The 16,882-nt window shown below is 42.0% G+C and carries 13 protein-coding genes; 1 reads left to right on the top strand and 12 read right to left on the bottom strand.

From position 1 onward, the window contains the following. Positions 1-22 precede the first annotated feature (22 nt). From ilvA to QJ048_RS22980, 12 genes are all read right to left on the bottom strand, one after another. Entirely contained in the window at positions 23-1,279 is a 1,257-nt protein-coding gene (gene ilvA / locus QJ048_RS22925) for a threonine ammonia-lyase (protein WP_282336799.1), read from the bottom strand. Between the two features lie 110 nt (positions 1,280-1,389). Further along, positions 1,390-2,439: a ketol-acid reductoisomerase gene (gene ilvC, locus QJ048_RS22930; protein WP_282336800.1), complete on the bottom strand. Its 1,050-nt coding sequence runs from the start codon at positions 2,437-2,439 to the stop codon at positions 1,390-1,392. A gap of 55 nt (positions 2,440-2,494) precedes the next feature. Further along, on the bottom strand, positions 2,495-2,980 hold the full coding sequence (locus QJ048_RS22935; RefSeq protein ID WP_282336801.1) for a DinB family protein: 486 nt from the start codon (positions 2,978-2,980) through the stop codon (positions 2,495-2,497). A gap of 102 nt (positions 2,981-3,082) precedes the next feature. Then, positions 3,083-3,673: an acetolactate synthase small subunit gene (gene ilvN / locus QJ048_RS22940; RefSeq protein WP_282336802.1), complete on the bottom strand. Its 591-nt coding sequence runs from the start codon at positions 3,671-3,673 to the stop codon at positions 3,083-3,085. Positions 3,674-3,811: 138 nt separating this feature from the next. Beyond that, positions 3,812-5,569, bottom strand: coding sequence for a biosynthetic-type acetolactate synthase large subunit (ilvB, locus tag QJ048_RS22945; RefSeq protein ID WP_282336803.1), 1,758 nt, complete (start codon positions 5,567-5,569; stop codon positions 3,812-3,814). Positions 5,570-5,652: 83 nt separating this feature from the next. Then, positions 5,653-7,332: a dihydroxy-acid dehydratase gene (ilvD, locus tag QJ048_RS22950; RefSeq protein WP_282336804.1), complete on the bottom strand. Its 1,680-nt coding sequence runs from the start codon at positions 7,330-7,332 to the stop codon at positions 5,653-5,655. A 538-nt stretch (positions 7,333-7,870) separates the two neighbouring features. Next, entirely contained in the window at positions 7,871-8,986 is a 1,116-nt protein-coding gene (gene leuB, locus QJ048_RS22955) for a 3-isopropylmalate dehydrogenase (RefSeq protein WP_282336805.1), read from the bottom strand. Between the two features lie 13 nt (positions 8,987-8,999). Continuing rightward, the gene (locus tag QJ048_RS22960; protein WP_282336806.1) at positions 9,000-10,499 is read right to left on the bottom strand and encodes an ATP-binding cassette domain-containing protein; all 1,500 of its coding nucleotides are present in this window, start codon (positions 10,497-10,499) and stop codon (positions 9,000-9,002) included. Between the two features lie 133 nt (positions 10,500-10,632). Further along, positions 10,633-11,214 (bottom strand): 3-isopropylmalate dehydratase small subunit, encoded by a 582-nt coding sequence (gene leuD, locus QJ048_RS22965; RefSeq protein WP_282336807.1) that lies wholly within the window; start codon positions 11,212-11,214, stop codon positions 10,633-10,635. 148 nt (positions 11,215-11,362) lie between these two features. Next, a complete protein-coding gene (locus QJ048_RS22970) occupies positions 11,363-12,148 on the bottom strand; it encodes a class I SAM-dependent methyltransferase (RefSeq protein WP_282336808.1) in 786 nt (261 codons plus the stop codon). A gap of 117 nt (positions 12,149-12,265) precedes the next feature. Then, on the bottom strand, positions 12,266-13,660 hold the full coding sequence (leuC, locus tag QJ048_RS22975) for a 3-isopropylmalate dehydratase large subunit (protein ID WP_282336809.1): 1,395 nt from the start codon (positions 13,658-13,660) through the stop codon (positions 12,266-12,268). A gap of 188 nt (positions 13,661-13,848) precedes the next feature. Continuing rightward, complete coding sequence (locus tag QJ048_RS22980) at positions 13,849-15,006, bottom strand: 2-isopropylmalate synthase (RefSeq protein WP_282336810.1); 1,158 nt, start codon at positions 15,004-15,006, stop codon at positions 13,849-13,851. Positions 15,007-15,199: 193 nt separating this feature from the next. Here QJ048_RS22980 and QJ048_RS22985 point away from each other — a divergent pair, with 193 nt between their 5' ends. Beyond that, positions 15,200-16,756: a hypothetical protein gene (locus QJ048_RS22985; RefSeq protein ID WP_282336811.1), complete on the top strand. Its 1,557-nt coding sequence runs from the start codon at positions 15,200-15,202 to the stop codon at positions 16,754-16,756. The last annotated feature ends 126 nt before the right edge of the window (positions 16,757-16,882 follow it).

Raw genomic sequence — 16,882 nt, forward strand, 5'->3', positions numbered from 1 at the left:
CACGCGTCGAATATGTTGAACGTTACACCAAATAACCAAATAGTGTATCGTGTTTGTTCAATTCTGTGAAGTCGATCCTATACTCCTTCATGCGTTCAAGCAGAGCGTTGTAGTCTTCTTTCTTTTGTAACTCAATACCTACAAGAGCGGGGCCACTTTCCTTGTTTGTTTTTTGCATGTACTCAAAGCGGGTGATGTCATCTGTCGGTCCCAATACTTTATTCAGGAACTCGCGCAATGCACCGGGTTTTTGTACGAAACGGATAAGGAAATAATGTTTCAGGCCTTCATATTGTAAAGAACGTTCTTTAATCTCCGGCATGCGGTCAATATCGTTGTTGCTGCCGCTTACAATACATACAACGTTCTTGCCTTTTATTTGTTCTGCATAATCATCAAGTGCCGCAATTGACAAAGCGCCTGCTGGCTCTGCAACGATTGCATCTTCGTTATACAATTTAAGGATTGTTGTGCATATTTTTCCTTCAGGAACCAAATGCATATCATCCAATACTTCTTTACAAATTTGGAACGTGAGATCACCTACGCGTTTTACCGCAGCACCGTCTACAAAGCGATCAATGTCGCTAAGCGTAACGGGGTGACCGGCTTTTAACGCTTCAAGCATAGAAGGTGCACCCTCCGGCTCGAGGCCAATAATTTTTGTTTGAGGTGAAAAAGTTTTGAAGTAGGAGCCAATGCCAGATGCGCATCCGCCGCCTCCGATGGGCACGAATACATAATCAACATTAGAAAGATCTTCCAAAACTTCTACGCCAACTGTTCCCTGGCCCTCGATGATGCGATAATCATCAAAAGGTGGGATGAAAGTCATTCCGTTTTCTTCTGTGTATTTTTTTGCAGCAGCGGCACAATCATCGAATGTGTCGCCTATAAGTTTGATCTCAATATTGTCTTCGCCAAACATTTTCGTTTGATTCACTTTTTGTTTGGGCGTAACAATAGGCATGAACACGACACCTTTGATGTTTAGTTTTTTACAACTAAAAGCAAAGCCCTGTGCATGATTGCCCGCACTCGCTGTAGTAAAGCCTTTTTCCAGTTGATCCTGCGGAAGCTGGCTCATCATGTTGTATGCACCACGAATTTTGTAGGAACGTACAATTTGAAGATCTTCTCTTTTGAGGTAAACATTCGCATTGTATCGGCGCGACAGGTTAGCATTCAACATCAGTGGTGTTTTGGTGACCACTTTTTTTAACCTGAACGCAGCATCGTGGAAATTGAGCGTTGGCTTGGTGTGTGTATCTGTGTTCATTTTTTGTTTTTTTAGCACGCAGATGACACTGATTGGACTGATTTTCACTGAGCTTAGTACATAAAATCCGTGGTCATCAGTCTAATCTGTGTCATCCGTGTGCCAATGTATTACTTCTGATTTTCAGGGCGCAGACTGCGAACAGTTTTTCCTGCCTGCCACATTTCGCTTTCACGAAGTTCTTTCAATTCTGCATCCAGTTTTTCGCGGTAATCAGTCTGGCTGTTGCTGTCGATAGAACGCTGAGATTCTTTACCTGTAGCAACGCTTTCGTACAAATCTTTGAATACAGGAGCAGTTGCATCGCGGAATTTTTTCCACCAATCCAATGCGCCACGTTGAGCTGTAGTAGAGCAGTTTGCATACATCCAGTCCATACCGTTTTCTGCAACCAATGGCATTAATGATTGAGTTAATTCTTCAACAGTTTCGTTGAATGCTTCAGAAGGAGTGTGTCCTTTGTCACGCAACACTTGATATTGCGCAGCGAAGATACCCTGGATAGCACCCATCAAAGTACCACGCTCACCTGTAAGGTCGCTATACACTTCTTTTCTGAAATCTGTTTCAAACAAGTAACCACTACCTACAGCGATACCAAGAGCGATTACTCTTTCTTTTGCTTTACCAGTTGCGTCCTGGAAGATTGCGTAGCTACTGTTCAAACCACGACCTTGCAGGAACATTCTGCGAAGTGAAGTGCCAGAACCTTTTGGAGCTACTAAGAATACGTCCACATCTTTTGGAGGAACGATGCCAGTTTGCTCATTGAAAGTGATACCGAAACCGTGAGAGAAGTATAATGCTTTACCCGGAGTTAAATGTTTTTGAACTGTTGGCCACAATGCAATTTGAGCAGCATCGCTAAGAAGGTAACAAATGATGGTACCGCGTTGCAAAGCTTCTTCGATTTCGAACAAAGTTTCACCAGGTACAAAGCCATCAGCGATCGCTTTATCCCAGGTTTTAGAGTTCTTACGCTGACCAACGATTACGTTGATACCATTGTCTTTTTGGTTAAGTGCCTGACCAGGACCTTGTACGCCGTAGCCGATAACTGCTACTGTTTCATTTTTCAAAACTTCCTGTGCTTTGGCAAGTGGGAACTCTTCCCTTGTTACTACGTTTTCTTCAACGCCGCCAAAATTTAATTTAGCCATGATTGTTTATTTGTGTTTTATGTGAGATTTATGATTTGAACAAAGTTGTTCGTTGTTAGTTATTAGTTGTTAGTGCTTTTTGCTTGGCCAGTTTTTTCATCGCATTAGCCACGCCTAAGTGCAAACTCACATGCGCTGTGATACAAGTGAGCAACTCATCCATTGTTTCCATTTCATACTTGAATGTGAGTGTTGCAAATGGTGTAATCTTGTTAAACACGCCGTTCGCGTAATCCTTTTCAATTTTCTCCAAATATGAAAATGCGAGTCCTTTTAATTCTTCAAATTCTTCTTTTGTTACAAAATCACCTGGTTTTGTTCCTCTGTTGTATTTCGCCAAAAGTGGAACCTCAAATGTAGTGTCAACACCGGTGCGCAAATAGCACAATGCAGGTGTTGTATTCACAATATGGCCGAAATTCCAGATGATATTGTTGTTATAGCCTTCCGGTATTTCATTGAGTTGCTCGATGGTTAGATCGCTCATTAGCTCGATGAAAATTTCGTTGATTCTTCTGATGTATTTTAAAGCGTATTGCATGATAATTAAAAATTCAAAAGGTAAAAGTCAAAAAGGTTGAAAGTCTAATATGCGTTATGCGATGCAACATTTTTGACTTTTGATTTTTTACTTTTTACTGTCTTACATCGTAAACACTTCATCCTGCTTATCCAAAAACTCATTCTCAATCACTTCTTCGCCGGGTTCGTGTTCTTCGAATTCTTTTAATTTTTCGTGGAAACCTTTGCTTGCTTTGATGATCGCAATTCTTGCACTGCGAACAAATTCAATTAGGCCATATGGTTCCAACGCTTTGATAAGCCCTTCGAGTTCTTCACGATGGCCGGTTGTTTCGAACACAGTGTAATCCTTGCGGATCACCACTGCTTTTGCACCATACTGGTGTAACAATCTTTCCACTTTCACTTTTTCTGCAATAACATCAGTAGGTACTTTGTACAAAGCCATTTCCTGCCATACGATCTCTTCTTCTGTGTTGTAGTATGCTTTTAATACTTCCACCTGTTTCTCAATCTGACGAACCAGTTTTCTTACTACTTCCTCAAATTCGTTGATCACGATGGTAAAGCGGTGAACACTATCCACTTCAGAAGGAGAGGTGTTCAGGCTTTCGATATTTATTTTACGTCTGGAGAACATGATCGCAATACGATTTAATAAACCGATCTGGTTCTCTGTGTATACCGTTATTGTGAATTCTTGTTTTGACATATCTGTTTTTTATTGGAACACTGACGACGCTGATTTAGACTGATTTTCACTGATCTTTTTCTTTTGACTGATTGCATTCGATCTTTAAAAATCCGTGTAAATCGGTCTAAATCTGTGTCATCAGTGTGCGATTTGTTTTTATTTCAAACGGATCTCGCTTACGCTGCAACCTTGTGGTACCATTGGGAAAACGTTGTTTTCTTTTCCTACCATTACTTCCAGCAGGAAGGAACCGTTGTGGTTGATCATTTCTGTAACGGCAGCTTTCAAATCAGTTCTCTGATCGATTGATTTTCCTGCAATGCCATAAGATTTGGCCAACATTACAAAGTCCGGGCTTTGGATGTCCACAAAAGAATAGCGTTTATCATGGAACAATTGCTGCCACTGGCGCACCATACCAAGGAAACGATTGTTAAGAATAAGAATCTTAACGTTCACCTCGCTTTGCATAATAGTGCCGAGTTCCTGCAATGTCATTTGGAAACCACCATCACCAATCACTGCAACAACTGTTCTGTCAGGTGCTCCGAACTTCGCACCGATCGCTGCCGGCAGCGCAAAGCCCATTGTACCCAAACCACCAGAGGTTACATTGCTTTTTGATTGATTGAATTTTGCGTAACGGCAAGCCACCATTTGGTGCTGGCCCACGTCCGTTACTATTACAGCGTCACCATTTGTCAATTCGTTTACTGTTTTGATAACCTCGCCCATAGTCAGGATGTCTGATGTTGGGTTCAGCTCATCATGAATAACAGCCTCTACTTCCTGCCTGGTGTATTCGTTGAACCTTGCCAGCCATGCTTTATGCTCTTTTTTCTCAACGAGTTGAGTAAGCATTGGCAATGTTTCTTTACAATCGCCCCAAACAGGAACAGTCGATTTTACGTTCTTATCTATTTCAGACGGATCGATATCAAGGTGAATTACTTTGGCTTGCTTTGCATACTTGTCCAAACGTCCGGTAACGCGGTCATCGAAGCGCATACCGATAGCGATCAATACATCGCATTCGTTTGTCAACACGTTAGGGCCGTAGTTGCCGTGCATACCCAGCATACCAACATTCAACGGGTGATCTGTAGGCAATGCACTCAAACCGAGCACTGTCCATGCAGCAGGAATACCAGTTTTTTCAATGAAGGCTTTGAATTCCTTTTCCGCTTTTCCAAGAATAACTCCCTGGCCAAACAGGATGAAAGGCTTCTCAGCAGCATTGATCAGCTTTGCCGCTTCCTCTACAAATTCTTTACGAACAATTGGTTTCGGGCGATAGCTGCGGATATGTTTACAAGGTGTATAACCTTCGTATGCAAATTTCTGAAGCTGTGCATTTTTAGTAATGTCGATCAAAACCGGGCCCGGTCTGCCACTTCCCGCGATGTAGAACGCTTTCGCCAACACAGAAGGGATTTCTGTAGCGTCAGTTACCTGGTAGTTCCACTTGGTAACAGGCGTTGTGATGTTCACCACATCTGTTTCCTGGAACGCATCTGTACCCAGTAGGTGAGCAAACACCTGTCCTGTGATACAAACAAGAGGAGTGCTGTCGATCATTGCATCTGCCAAACCCGTTACAAGATTTGTAGCACCCGGACCGCTGGTGGCAAATACAACACCTGTACGTCCGGATGTTCTCGCATAACCCTGAGCGGCGTGAATACCGCCTTGCTCATGGCGAACAAGTATATGTTTTAAACGATCGTGATAATCGTAAAGTGCATCATAGATAGGCATTATGGCACCACCTGGGTAACCAAATATAGTGTCCACGCCTTCAGCAATAAAAGCTTCCAACACCGCTTGCGAACCTGTTACCTCATCCACCTGCTTGCCAGAGGAATGTGGAATTGCCTTGGGCGTTTTTGCTTCTAATGTAGTCGCGTTTGTCATGATTTTTATTTTAGTTGTTGGTTGTTAGTTGATAGTTGTTAGTACAACTCATTTTCAACTTTCAACTTTCAATTTTCAATTAATTAAGCTTCGTCCGTTACACAACCTTCTGCCGCGGACTTCACTGATACTGCATATTTGTACAAAAGACCTTTTGTTGCGTTCAGTGCCGGTTGCTTCCAGTTGGCTTTTCTTTTCGCAATCACTTCATCTGAAACTTTCAATGTGATGGTATTTTTTACAGCATCCAATTCGATGGTGTCATTATCTTCAACGAATGCCAGCAATCCACCTGAAAAAGCTTCAGGAGTGATGTGACCGACGACGAAACCGTGTGTGCCACCGCTAAACCTTCCGTCTGTGATAAGAGCCACAGATTTACCCAAACCCGCTCCAATAATGGCAGAGGTAGGTTTCAACATTTCCGGCATGCCCGGTGCACCTTTAGGACCAATATTTCTAATTACAACCACGTCACCAGCGTGAACGCGGCCGCTTTGTATACCTTGAATTAAGTGATGTTCTCCGTCGAAAACTCTTGCCGGTCCTTCAAAGCGCTCACCTTCTTTACCGGAGATCTTAGCAACACTTCCGCCTTCTGCGAGGTTGCCGTATAATATTTGTAAGTGCCCTGTAGCTTTTATTGGAGTCTCCAGAGGCAAAATGATTTTTTGTTTGTCGAAATCAAGCGCTGGAACGTCTGCCAGATTTTCTGCTACTGTTTTGCCGGTTACAGTTAAACAATCACCGTGCAGCAAACCTTTGCTCAGTAAGTATTTCATTACAGCAGGGATACCACCATGCTCATGCAGATCCTGCATTAAATATTTTCCGCTTGGTTTAAAGTCAGCCAATACAGGAATGCGGTCGCTGATTGTTTGGAAGTCGTCCTGAGACAACTCTACATCAACCGCTCTTGCCATTGCCAACAAGTGAAGAACCGCGTTAGTACTACCGCCTGTTACCATGATCGTTACGATTGCATTTTCAAATGCTTTACGCGTCATGATGTCTTTTGGCTTGATATCTTTTTCAAGCAGTAAACGAATCGCTTTACCTGCATCTTCGCACTCTTTTCTTTTTTCTTCGCTCAATGCAGGGTTGGAAGAAGAATAAGGAAGACTCATACCCAATGCTTCAATAGCTGCTGCCATTGTGTTTGCTGTGTACATGCCTCCGCAAGCGCCGGCGCCCGGGCAGGCATGTTGTATGATACCTTTGAAATCTGCTTCATCTAAAGTACCTGCGATCTTTTGTCCCAATGCTTCGAATGCAGATACAATGTTTAAATCATGTCCTTTATAATGCCCCGGAGCAATTGTTCCGCCGTACACCATAATTGAGGGGCGATTCAAACGACCCATTGCTATCAAAGAGCCTGGCATGTTTTTGTCGCAACCAGGAACGGTGATCAATCCATCATAATATTGTGCACCGCAAACTGCTTCGATAGAGTCGGCAATTACATCGCGGCTCACCAATGAATAACGCATACCATCTGTACCATTACTCATACCATCGCTTACGCCAATGGTATTGAAAACAAGACCCACCAAACCATTGTCCCACACACCTTTCTTAATGACTCTTGATAAATCATTCAAGTGCATATTACAAGGGTTGCCATCAAAACCCATACTTGCGATACCGACCTGTGCCTTCTGAAAATCTTCTTCTTTAAAACCAATTGCATACAGCTGAGCCTGCGCCGCAGGTTGCGTTTCGTCTTGAGTTAATGTTTTCGAGTATTTATTCAGTTCCATGGTTGAGCCGTTGATTTATATTTTATATGACGTTTATTAATAACAGTTTTTGTTTCACGCCCAGTTTCACGCAAAGGCGCGAAGGAAAATAACAAAGGACGCAAAGGCTTTTTGACAGAAATTGGAAATCAAGATTTTAAAAAACTGGTCTGGTTTTCTTTGCACCTTGGCTTTTCTTCTTTGCGTCTTTGCGTGAAATCCCTAAAAGCAAAAAACCCGCCTTTTTGGAGGCGGGTCTTATATATCGCATTACTTACTTTATACTTGGATACCACCTCCGTTAATTGCAGGAATAATAATGACAACCACCACAATAATAATTGCGACTTGGCTAATGACATTATGTATTCTGCTTTGTAACATGAAGTGTGTTATAAAAGCGAATATACAACCGCCCGTTTAGAAAACAAAGAACTTTTTTGAGTTTTAAGTTATGAGTAATAGGTTTTAAGTTTTTTGTTGGAATTTCAGTGAGCTTGATTAAAAGAAAATTCGCTCAAGAGAAGAACTTAAAACTTACTACTTAAAACTTACAACTCTATATTATCGTTGATTTTCTCAACTCAATATTTGCCTGGTTGATATCGCCCGGAATTTTATTGCTCACAAAATCAGCAATCAAATCACCGATGGTAGATGTGAAATAGAAATTAACCGGATCGATATCTTTTGTAACGAATTTGTTGTTGATCGTCCATTCTACACCTTCGCGAACAACCTGAGCCTCTTTGTTCAAACCAAAGTGGTCAAGCAACATAGCTGCAGACAGGATAGAACCCAAAGGATTCGCGATGTCTTTACCAGCTGCTTGTGGGTAAGAACCATGGATAGGTTCGAACAATGCAGAACCATTTCCTACAGATGCAGAAGGCAATAAACCAAGTGAACCACTGATCACGCTTGCCTCATCGCTGATGATGTCGCCAAACATGTTCTCCGTAAGTACCACATCAAATTGTTTCGGATTCACGATGATTTGCATAGCAGCGTTGTCTACAAAAAGGAAATCAACTGTTACATCGCTATATTGCGGAGCAAGTTCTTGTACAACTTTTCTCCAAAGTCTTGAAGTTTCAAGAACATTGGCCTTGTCGACCAACGTTAATTTTTTTCTTCTCTTCTGTGCATACTGAAATGCAAGATGGGACACTCTTTCAATTTCCTCGCGGCTGTAAGAGCACTCATCAAAAGCATACGTTTTTTCTTCGTTTGTTTCTTTCTTGCCAAAATAGATACCACCAGTAAGCTCGCGGAAAATGATGAAATCAACTTCTTCCAGTTGCTTAGCCTTCAATGGTGATAAGTGTTGCAGAGAAGGGTACGTAATTACGGGCCTGATGTTTGCGAACAGTTGTAACGATTTTCTAAGTTTCAGTAAGCCTTGCTCAGGACGAACTTTTGCGTTAGGATCGTTATCGTATTTGGGGTGACCTATTGCTCCGAATAAAATAGCATCGCTGTTAAGACAAACTTCAATGGTTTCGTCCGGAAGCGGATTGCCTGTTTTGTCAATGGCGTCTGCGCCCATTAAACACTCTGTGTAATGAAATTCGTGACCGTATTGTTTTGCTACAGCGTCCAATACTTTAATAGATTGTTGTGTAACTTCTGGTCCGATACCATCTCCTAAAATGACAGCTATTTTCTTGTTCATAGTATGTGTTTAATTAAGCAGTTAATAAATTTTTTTGCGGGTACTCTTGTATGGTTGCTTTGCCGTGCTCGAGAAGAATCATTTTATTTACCGCCTCCGGAACTTCTTCCGCGTAGTGGCTTACATAAATAAGTGTTCGCTGATCGTCCTCGCACAAAGCATCCACGAGTTCTATAAAATTGTTTTTTTGTAATTGATCCAATCCCTGGCATGGTTCGTCGAGAATGAGCAAGGGAGGATTTTTAACCATTGCTCTTGCTAGCAAAGCAAGTCGCTGCTGGCTGGCAGAAAGAGCCGATAATAATTTGGACCCATAAGCAGTTAGTTCAAAATAGTCGAGCCATTTATTTACCTGCTCTTCCTGTTCTTTATTGATATGTTTGAATAAACCTATTGTGTCAAATAATCCTGAAGCAACCGCCTGGAAACAATTAACAGTGTTGTCGAAGTACCATTGCAATTCAGGAGAAACATAACCGATATTTTTCTTAATGTCCCAAATGCTTTCACCGGAACCGCGGCGTTTGTCAAACAAATAGATTTCGTTTGCGTATGCCTGTGGGTTGTCACCAGTGATTAAACTTAGGAGTGTAGATTTTCCGGCACCATTGTGACCTTTCAATAACCATTTTTCTCCGCGGTTCACCTTCCAGTCAATGTTATGCAGAATTTGTTTTCCACCATATTTCACAGAAACGTTTTTCATTTCTATGGTGGTGGAAAAATCCGGTGTTAACGGACTTGATGGGATCGCTTTTTTCGTGATCGTGTTGGAAGCAACTGTGGGTAGGGAATCAAACGAGCTTGCTGGCGCAAATTCTTTCAGATGTCCGTCTTGCAAATACGCCACGTGCGTGATAGCCGATGGTATATCAGCATGATCGCAAATGATGATGAATGTTGTTCCGTTTGCTGCCAATTCATTGATCAGCGCTTTTAGTTTTTTTCTTGTCTCAATATCAAGACCAACAAATGGTTCGTCGAGTATCAGTACATCGGGCTTTTGCAGAAGAGTCTTGATGATTTGAAAGCGTTTGTGTTCGCCGCTGGATAATTGTAACAAAGGCGCGTCTATCCGATGCGCCATGTCAAATTTTTCAAGTAGAGACAGATAATTATCTGTCTCCGGAGACGCATAATTAACCGTCTGTACGGCAGATATGCAATTTTCCAATTCTTCCCTTACAGTAGCCGCGTCCTGCGCATCCATGCTATTGAATCTTTGCTGATAATAGAAGGTGCTTACATTGGAGCGGTTCTTAAAGTGGTAATGCTGGTCCACCATAATGATGTGTGGCTGTGCAGCATTACCATTAGTATCATGAAAAGCAATCGTTCCTTCGTGGAAAATTTTTCCGGCAATAGCTTTGGCAAGCAATGTTTTACCACTTCCCGAAACACCTGTGATCATAAGGTGCTCACCTTTGTTAAGCGTAAACGAAATATCATCAAGCACAGCTTTCCCAAGCCATGTGATTTTAATATTGTTTACTATCGTTGAAGTGGTGGTCATTGTTTTTGTTTGCACACGGATGACACGGATTTAACGGATTTTCACTGATCTTTTTCTTATGGCTAATTAAACCTTCAATTTGAGAAATCCGTGTAAATCAGTCCAATCCGTGTCATCCGTGTGCCATTCTCTTCTATGCTTTTTCGAATTCTTTTATTTCATTCTTAATGCTCAGCAGATAATCGATGTCATCGTAGCCGTTCAGTAAGCATGTTTTTTTATAGTTGTTGATGTCAAATTTTGCCTGTTCGCCTGTAGCATCAATCGTGATCGTTTGCGCTTCCAGGTTCACAGTCAAAGTTGCTTCGTTGCCAAGTGCGAATATCTTTTGCAGAAACTCTTCTGACACAGTAACCGGCAACACGCCATTGTTCTGTGCGTTGTTTTTAAAGATATCTGCGAAGAAGCTGGACACTACCACGCGGAAACCGTAATCATCAACGGCCCATGCGGCGTGCTCTCTTGAAGAACCGCAACCGAAGTTTTTACCCGCTACCAAAATCTCACCAGAGAAGTTTGGATTGTTCAAAGGAAAATCTGCTTTAGGTTCCAGTTCGTTATCGTTGTTATAGCGCCAGTCGCGGAAAAGATTTTTACCAAAACCTTCACGAGTGGTAGCTTTTAAAAAACGTGCCGGAATGATCTGGTCCGTATCAATATTTTCAATTGCTATCGGAACGAATCTGCTTTTTACTATGTTAAGAGGTTTGCTCATAATGTCTTTTTTGTTTTTTGTTTCACGCAAAGCAACGTAAGGGGCAAAGGCGCATAAGTTTCGTTTAACTTATCTTACAATAATTGTCAATTCTTTTACGCAGTCTTGGCGGCCTTTGCTTCTTTGCGCCTTTGCGTGAAATTAGTTGTTACACCCTAACGGCTTTCACTCTCAGTCTCACATAATCTGCGTACCATACGCCGTCTTTATAAAAATCGCGTCGTAAATATTCGACTGCTTTTTTGATTACAGTTTCGCTTTCTGCGGCAGAGATTTGCGAAAAGAAAAATCCGCCAAACATTCTGATCCAGTTCTCCATTCCGTTTTCGCCTTCCAGTTTGGTGGGTCTGTCGAAATGAGCCGCTGTTGTTACCCTGAAACCGTTTCTTTCCAGCATCACTGTATATTCGCTTAATGATGGGAAGAACCAGAATTCATTTGACAATTTATCAGACAATCCTTCAGAGGCCATTGCTTTTTTCACTGCCGTCACAATGCTTTTTACATTTCCTCTGCCACCCATTTCTATTACCAGTCTGCCGCCTTTTTTTAAGTTGTCGTACATACGGGCCACTGCTTTTTCTGCATCTGTGACCCAATGTAATGTTGCATTGGAAAAGATCGCATCAAAGGGTTCGCTGAAAGAAAAGTTCGTCGCGTCTTTGACTTCGAAAGTCAAACCCGGAAAGGTTGCCTTTGCTTTAGCGATCATTTCCGGTGATTTGTCCATGCCGCTCACGATTGCTCCGGTTGCCTGAATCTTTGCTGCCAGTTCTCCTGTTCCGCAACCCAGGTCAAGGATATGTTCTCCTTGCTGAGGCTGCAGCCATTCCAAAACATCCTCTCCGTATTTAGACACGAAGTTGTGTTTGGTGTCGTACAACTCCGCGTTCCATGTTATGTTCGGGCTATATGTTGTATTCGCTACGCTCATAAAATTTGTTTTGTTTCACGCAAAGGACGGAAGGGAGAACGCAGATTTTTATGATTGTTAAGATTGATTAAGATCATAACTAATCATCACAATGTTAAGGATCTGCATTCGTGTATTCTAAATCATTTCTCTCACATCGCTTACTACACCGGTAATCGCAGCAGCAGCAGCAGTCAATGGGCTGGCGAGCAATGTTCTTGCACCCGCGCCCTGGCGACCTTCAAAGTTTCTGTTGCTGGTAGAGATGCAATATTTTCCTGCAGGAATTTTATCTTCATTCATACCAAGACATGCAGAGCAACCTGGCTGACGAAGCTGGAATCCAGCGGCCTCAAATATTTTATCGATGCCTTCTTCTTTTGCTTGTGCTTCTACTTGTTTAGAACCCGGCACGATCCATACTTCCACATCGTCGGATTTCTTTTTGCCTTTTACGAAAGAGGCAACTGCTCTCAGATCCTCGATTCTCGCATTGGTACAGCTACCAATGAATACATAATCCACTTTATGACCTTTTATTTTTTCACCTGGCTCAAAGCCCATGTATTGGAGTGATTTCAGGAAAGAAGGTTTTTCTTTCTCGTCGATCGCTTTTTCAGAAGGAATATTTTCGTTCACGCTAATGCCCATACCAGGGTTGGTACCATAAGTAACCATCGGCTCGATGTCTTCTGCTTTGATGTTGATTTCTACATCAAATTTTGCATCATCATCTGTGCGTAATGTGTTCCAGTAAGCAACCGCTTTATCCCAGTCAGCACCTTGCGGAGCAAATTTTCTGCCTTTTACGTAGTTGATGGTTGTTTCATCAGGAGCGATCAAACCGCCACGGGCACCCATTTCGATGCTCATGTTGCAGATGGTCATACGGGCTTCCATGCTCAATGCACGGATAGCGCTGCCTGCGTACTCAACGAAGTAACCTGTTGCACCACTGGCAGATATTTTAGAAATGATATAAAGAATAATGTCTTTAGAAGTAACACCCTTGTGCAATTCACCATCGATGGTAATGCGCATTTGTTTTGGTTTGCTTTGCAACAAACATTGCGTTGCCAAAACCATTTCCACTTCACTTGTTCCGATACCAAAAGCAATTGAACCAAAAGCACCGTGAGTAGAAGTGTGGCTGTCGCCGCAAACCATCGTCATGCCTGGTTGCGTAACGCCCAGCTCTGGCCCGATTACGTGAACGATACCTTGATAAGGGTGACCAAGACCATATAATTCAATGCCGAATTCAGCACAGTTGTCTACCAGTTTTTGCACCTGCATTTTTGACAATGCTTCTTTAATTGGAAGGTGCTGATCGATCGTAGGAACGTTGTGGTCCGCGGTTGCCACTACTTGCTTTACGTTATGAACCGGGATACCTCTTTTGCGAAGACCGTCAAACGCCTGAGGAGAAGTTACTTCGTGAATAAAATGTTTATCGATATATAAAACAGACGGACCTCCCTCGATGCTCTTCACCACGTGCTTGTCCCAGATCTTATCAAATAATGTGCTCATGTTATATGTTTTTGGAACGCAGATTTTTAAGATTGTGAAGATTTGTTATGATCTTTTTCTTTTTGTTCTTGCGTTCTTTTTTGTCTTTGTGGGTGTGATTAAATTCTACAGATCGTTATAAAAAATCATAAAAAATCGTGACAATCTGCCTGCCCGACTAAAGTCATTCAGGCGGGCGTTCCATTCTCTTACGCGCTTGCAAATTGTGTCGCCATTGCTTTCAAATCCTCATCCAGTACTTCTTTCTTTTTGTCGGCTACTTTCAAAAACTCGCTATAGAGTGTGTCGATATCGTTTCTGTTGAATTCGAAGCCCAGTTTCAGGAAACGGTGAGCCAGTGCAGAACGGCCACTTCTTGCAGTCAATACGATCTTGGAACCACCGGCACCAACTTCTTCAGGGGTCATGATCTCATAAGTAGTAGCTTCTTTCAAGAAGCCATCCTGGTGAATACCGGAAGAGTGAGCAAATGCATTTGCACCCACTACCGCCTTGTTAGGCTGCACCGGCATACGCATGGTGTCAGAAACCAGTTGGCTAAGTGGATTTAATTTTTCGGTTTTAATGTTCGTGAAAAGACCAAGATCGTGATGTTTTTTAATGATCATCACTACTTCTTCCAATGAAGTGTTACCGGCTCTTTCACCGATACCGTTGATGGTACACTCGATTTGTCTTGCACCTGCAATAGCACCCGCAATGGAGTTGGCAGTAGCAAGGCCAAGGTCATTATGGCAATGGCAGGAAATGATCGCTTTGTCGATGTTAGGAACGTTGTTCACTAAGTAAGCGATCTTTTCGCCGTATTGATGTGGCAAGCAATAGCCTGTAGTATCTGGAATATTTACAACTGTAGCGCCCGCAGCGATAACAGTTTCGATCAATTTTGCAAGGAAAGGAAGATCGGCGCGGCCGGCATCTTCTGCGAAGAATTCAACATCTGGTACGAGGTTGCGGGCAAGTATCGTTGCTTTTCTTGCACGTTCAATAATGTCTTCGCGGGTAGTGTTGAACTTATGTTTGATGTGGATATCAGAAGAACCGATACCTGTGTGGATACGTGGACGAACCGCATGTTTCAATGCGGCTGCCGCTACTTCGATATCTTTTTGCACGGCACGTGTAAGACCACAGACCGTTGCATTTTTAATTACTTTAGAGATTGCTTCCACAGAAGCAAAGTCGCCCGGACTGGATATAGGGAATCCGGCTTCGATAATATCAACACCCAAATCTTCGAGTGCCAATGCAAGTTCTACTTTTTCAGAAGTATTGAGTTTACAACCGGGAACCTGTTCGCCATCTCTAAGTGTGGTGTCAAAAATTTGGATTTGATTTGAAGCCATAGTAATAAATTGATTTTTAAAACGCTGTCTGCATTAAATTTGTGTACTTGCATAACATAAACCTGCATATTCGAAAGTATTTATCTCTAAGGGGGATAAAAAATCAAAGTAAAGGGTGTTTTACAGGATGCAATCAAGACAAAATTTAGCTAAAACGCTCATTAGCATTGAATTGTAAAGAAAAGTAAATACGATGCCCAACCGCTCAACAGATGCTTTATTTCAGCTTATTAAATCGCTCGAAAAGTCGGAAAAAAGGAATTTTAAGCTATATGTAAACAGGAATAGTTCGACCGAGGACCTGAAAACGGTGCAACTTTTTGATGCTCTGGATAAAATGGAAAACTACGATGAGCCGCTTTTACTGAAGAAAAATCCCGAAATACGAAAACAGCAGCTTTCCAATATTAAAGCCAGCCTATACAGACAAATATTATCCAGTCTTCGCCTTATAAAAGATGCAGATAATATTGATATTCAACTAAATGAGTTGATGGGTTTTGCCAGGATCCTTTATAACAAGGGCCTTTATTTGCAAAGTTTGAAAACGCTGGAAAAGCTAAAGGAAATCGCTTCGGAGCACAACCAGGTCACTTTCATGCAGCAGGCACTTTTCTTTGAGAAAAAAATTGAAATGCTGCACATTACACGCAGTATGCAGGACAGGGCAGAAAAACTCACCGAGCAGGCAGATTACGTAAACAAAAGACTGAATATCATCAGCCAGCTTTCAGACCTTTCCCTGCTGCTTTACAGCTGGTACATTAAAAATGGCCATGCTCGCAATGAAAAAGACGAGGAAGAGGTAGATAAGTTTTTTGAAAGACACCTTGTTAATATAGATGGAGAGAATATCACGGGTTTCTACGGAAGGCTCTACTGGTACCAAAGTAATTGCTGGAAAGGGTTTATAAAGCAAAATTTTCTCCAGTATTATCGCTACACACAAAAATGGTTTGACCTCTTTGAGTACAATAAGAAAATGATTCCTGTAGAATCTATCTATTATCTGAAGGCAATGCACAACTTACTAAGTGCTCATTTTGCACTGGGCAATCGCGGTAAGTTTGCGGAAGTTCTTAAAGCGCTGGAAGAATTTTCAGAAACCAAAGAAGTGGTGCAAAATGCCAACACGAAAATTCAGACATTCATTTACCTCTACACTGCAAAAATAAACAAGCATTTTATGGAAGGTACTTTTACGGAAGGCCTTTACCTGGTGCAGGAAATTGAGGACAGGATTGAAGAATATGAACTGCAGATAGACCGCCACCGTATTTTGGTGCTGTATTATAAAATTGCCTGCTTATACTTTGGAAGCGGCGACAATGAAAAAGCAATTGATTATTTAAATAAAATCATTCACTGGAAAGTGGACCTTCGCACGGACTTACAATGTTACGCTCGTCTGCTGCACCTGATCGCCCATTACGAACTGGGCAATTTTGATCTGCTGGAATATCTCACCAAATCTGTTTATCGCTTCATGGCGAAAATGGAAAACCTCAGTTTGGTGGAAGAGGAGATGTTCAAATTTTTGCGCAGCGCCTTTCAACTTTCTCCGAAGGAAATAAAACCTGCTTTTGAAAAGTTACTGGATAAATTAAAGCACCAGGAAAATAATCGCTTCGAAACCCGCGCATTTCAATATCTCGATGTCATTTCATGGCTTGAAAGTAAGATACAGGGCCGCCAGGTGCAGGACATAATAAGGGAGAAGTATTTGGATAGAAAGAAAACTAGTTGTTAGTTGTTTGGTTTGCCTCGTGGTAATCCGCCTACCAAATGTGCGCAAGAGTTTTTTTCAACACTAAGGCACTAAAGGCACTAAGCTCCTAAGGAGTGCCTGAAATTTAAGCCATTTCTTTGCGAAACT

The organism is Pinibacter soli, assembly GCF_029961145.1.
GTDB classification, from domain to species: domain Bacteria; phylum Bacteroidota; class Bacteroidia; order Chitinophagales; family Chitinophagaceae; genus Pinibacter; species Pinibacter soli.

Coding starts and splice junctions, on each gene's coding strand:
- ilvD (WP_282336804.1), bottom strand. CDS start 7,332: ATGGAACTGAATAAATACTCGAAAACATTAACTCAAGACGAAACGCAA.
- leuB (WP_282336805.1), bottom strand. CDS start 8,986: ATGAACAAGAAAATAGCTGTCATTTTAGGAGATGGTATCGGACCAGAA.
- ilvN (WP_282336802.1), bottom strand. CDS start 3,673: ATGTCAAAACAAGAATTCACAATAACGGTATACACAGAGAACCAGATC.
- leuC (WP_282336809.1), bottom strand. CDS start 13,660: ATGAGCACATTATTTGATAAGATCTGGGACAAGCACGTGGTGAAGAGC.
- QJ048_RS22985 (WP_282336811.1), top strand. CDS start 15,200: ATGCCCAACCGCTCAACAGATGCTTTATTTCAGCTTATTAAATCGCTC.
- ilvB (WP_282336803.1), bottom strand. CDS start 5,569: ATGACAAACGCGACTACATTAGAAGCAAAAACGCCCAAGGCAATTCCA.
- QJ048_RS22960 (WP_282336806.1), bottom strand. CDS start 10,499: ATGACCACCACTTCAACGATAGTAAACAATATTAAAATCACATGGCTT.
- QJ048_RS22980 (WP_282336810.1), bottom strand. CDS start 15,006: ATGGCTTCAAATCAAATCCAAATTTTTGACACCACACTTAGAGATGGC.
- leuD (WP_282336807.1), bottom strand. CDS start 11,214: ATGAGCAAACCTCTTAACATAGTAAAAAGCAGATTCGTTCCGATAGCA.
- QJ048_RS22970 (WP_282336808.1), bottom strand. CDS start 12,148: ATGAGCGTAGCGAATACAACATATAGCCCGAACATAACATGGAACGCG.
- ilvA (WP_282336799.1), bottom strand. CDS start 1,279: ATGAACACAGATACACACACCAAGCCAACGCTCAATTTCCACGATGCT.
- QJ048_RS22935 (WP_282336801.1), bottom strand. CDS start 2,980: ATGCAATACGCTTTAAAATACATCAGAAGAATCAACGAAATTTTCATC.
- ilvC (WP_282336800.1), bottom strand. CDS start 2,439: ATGGCTAAATTAAATTTTGGCGGCGTTGAAGAAAACGTAGTAACAAGG.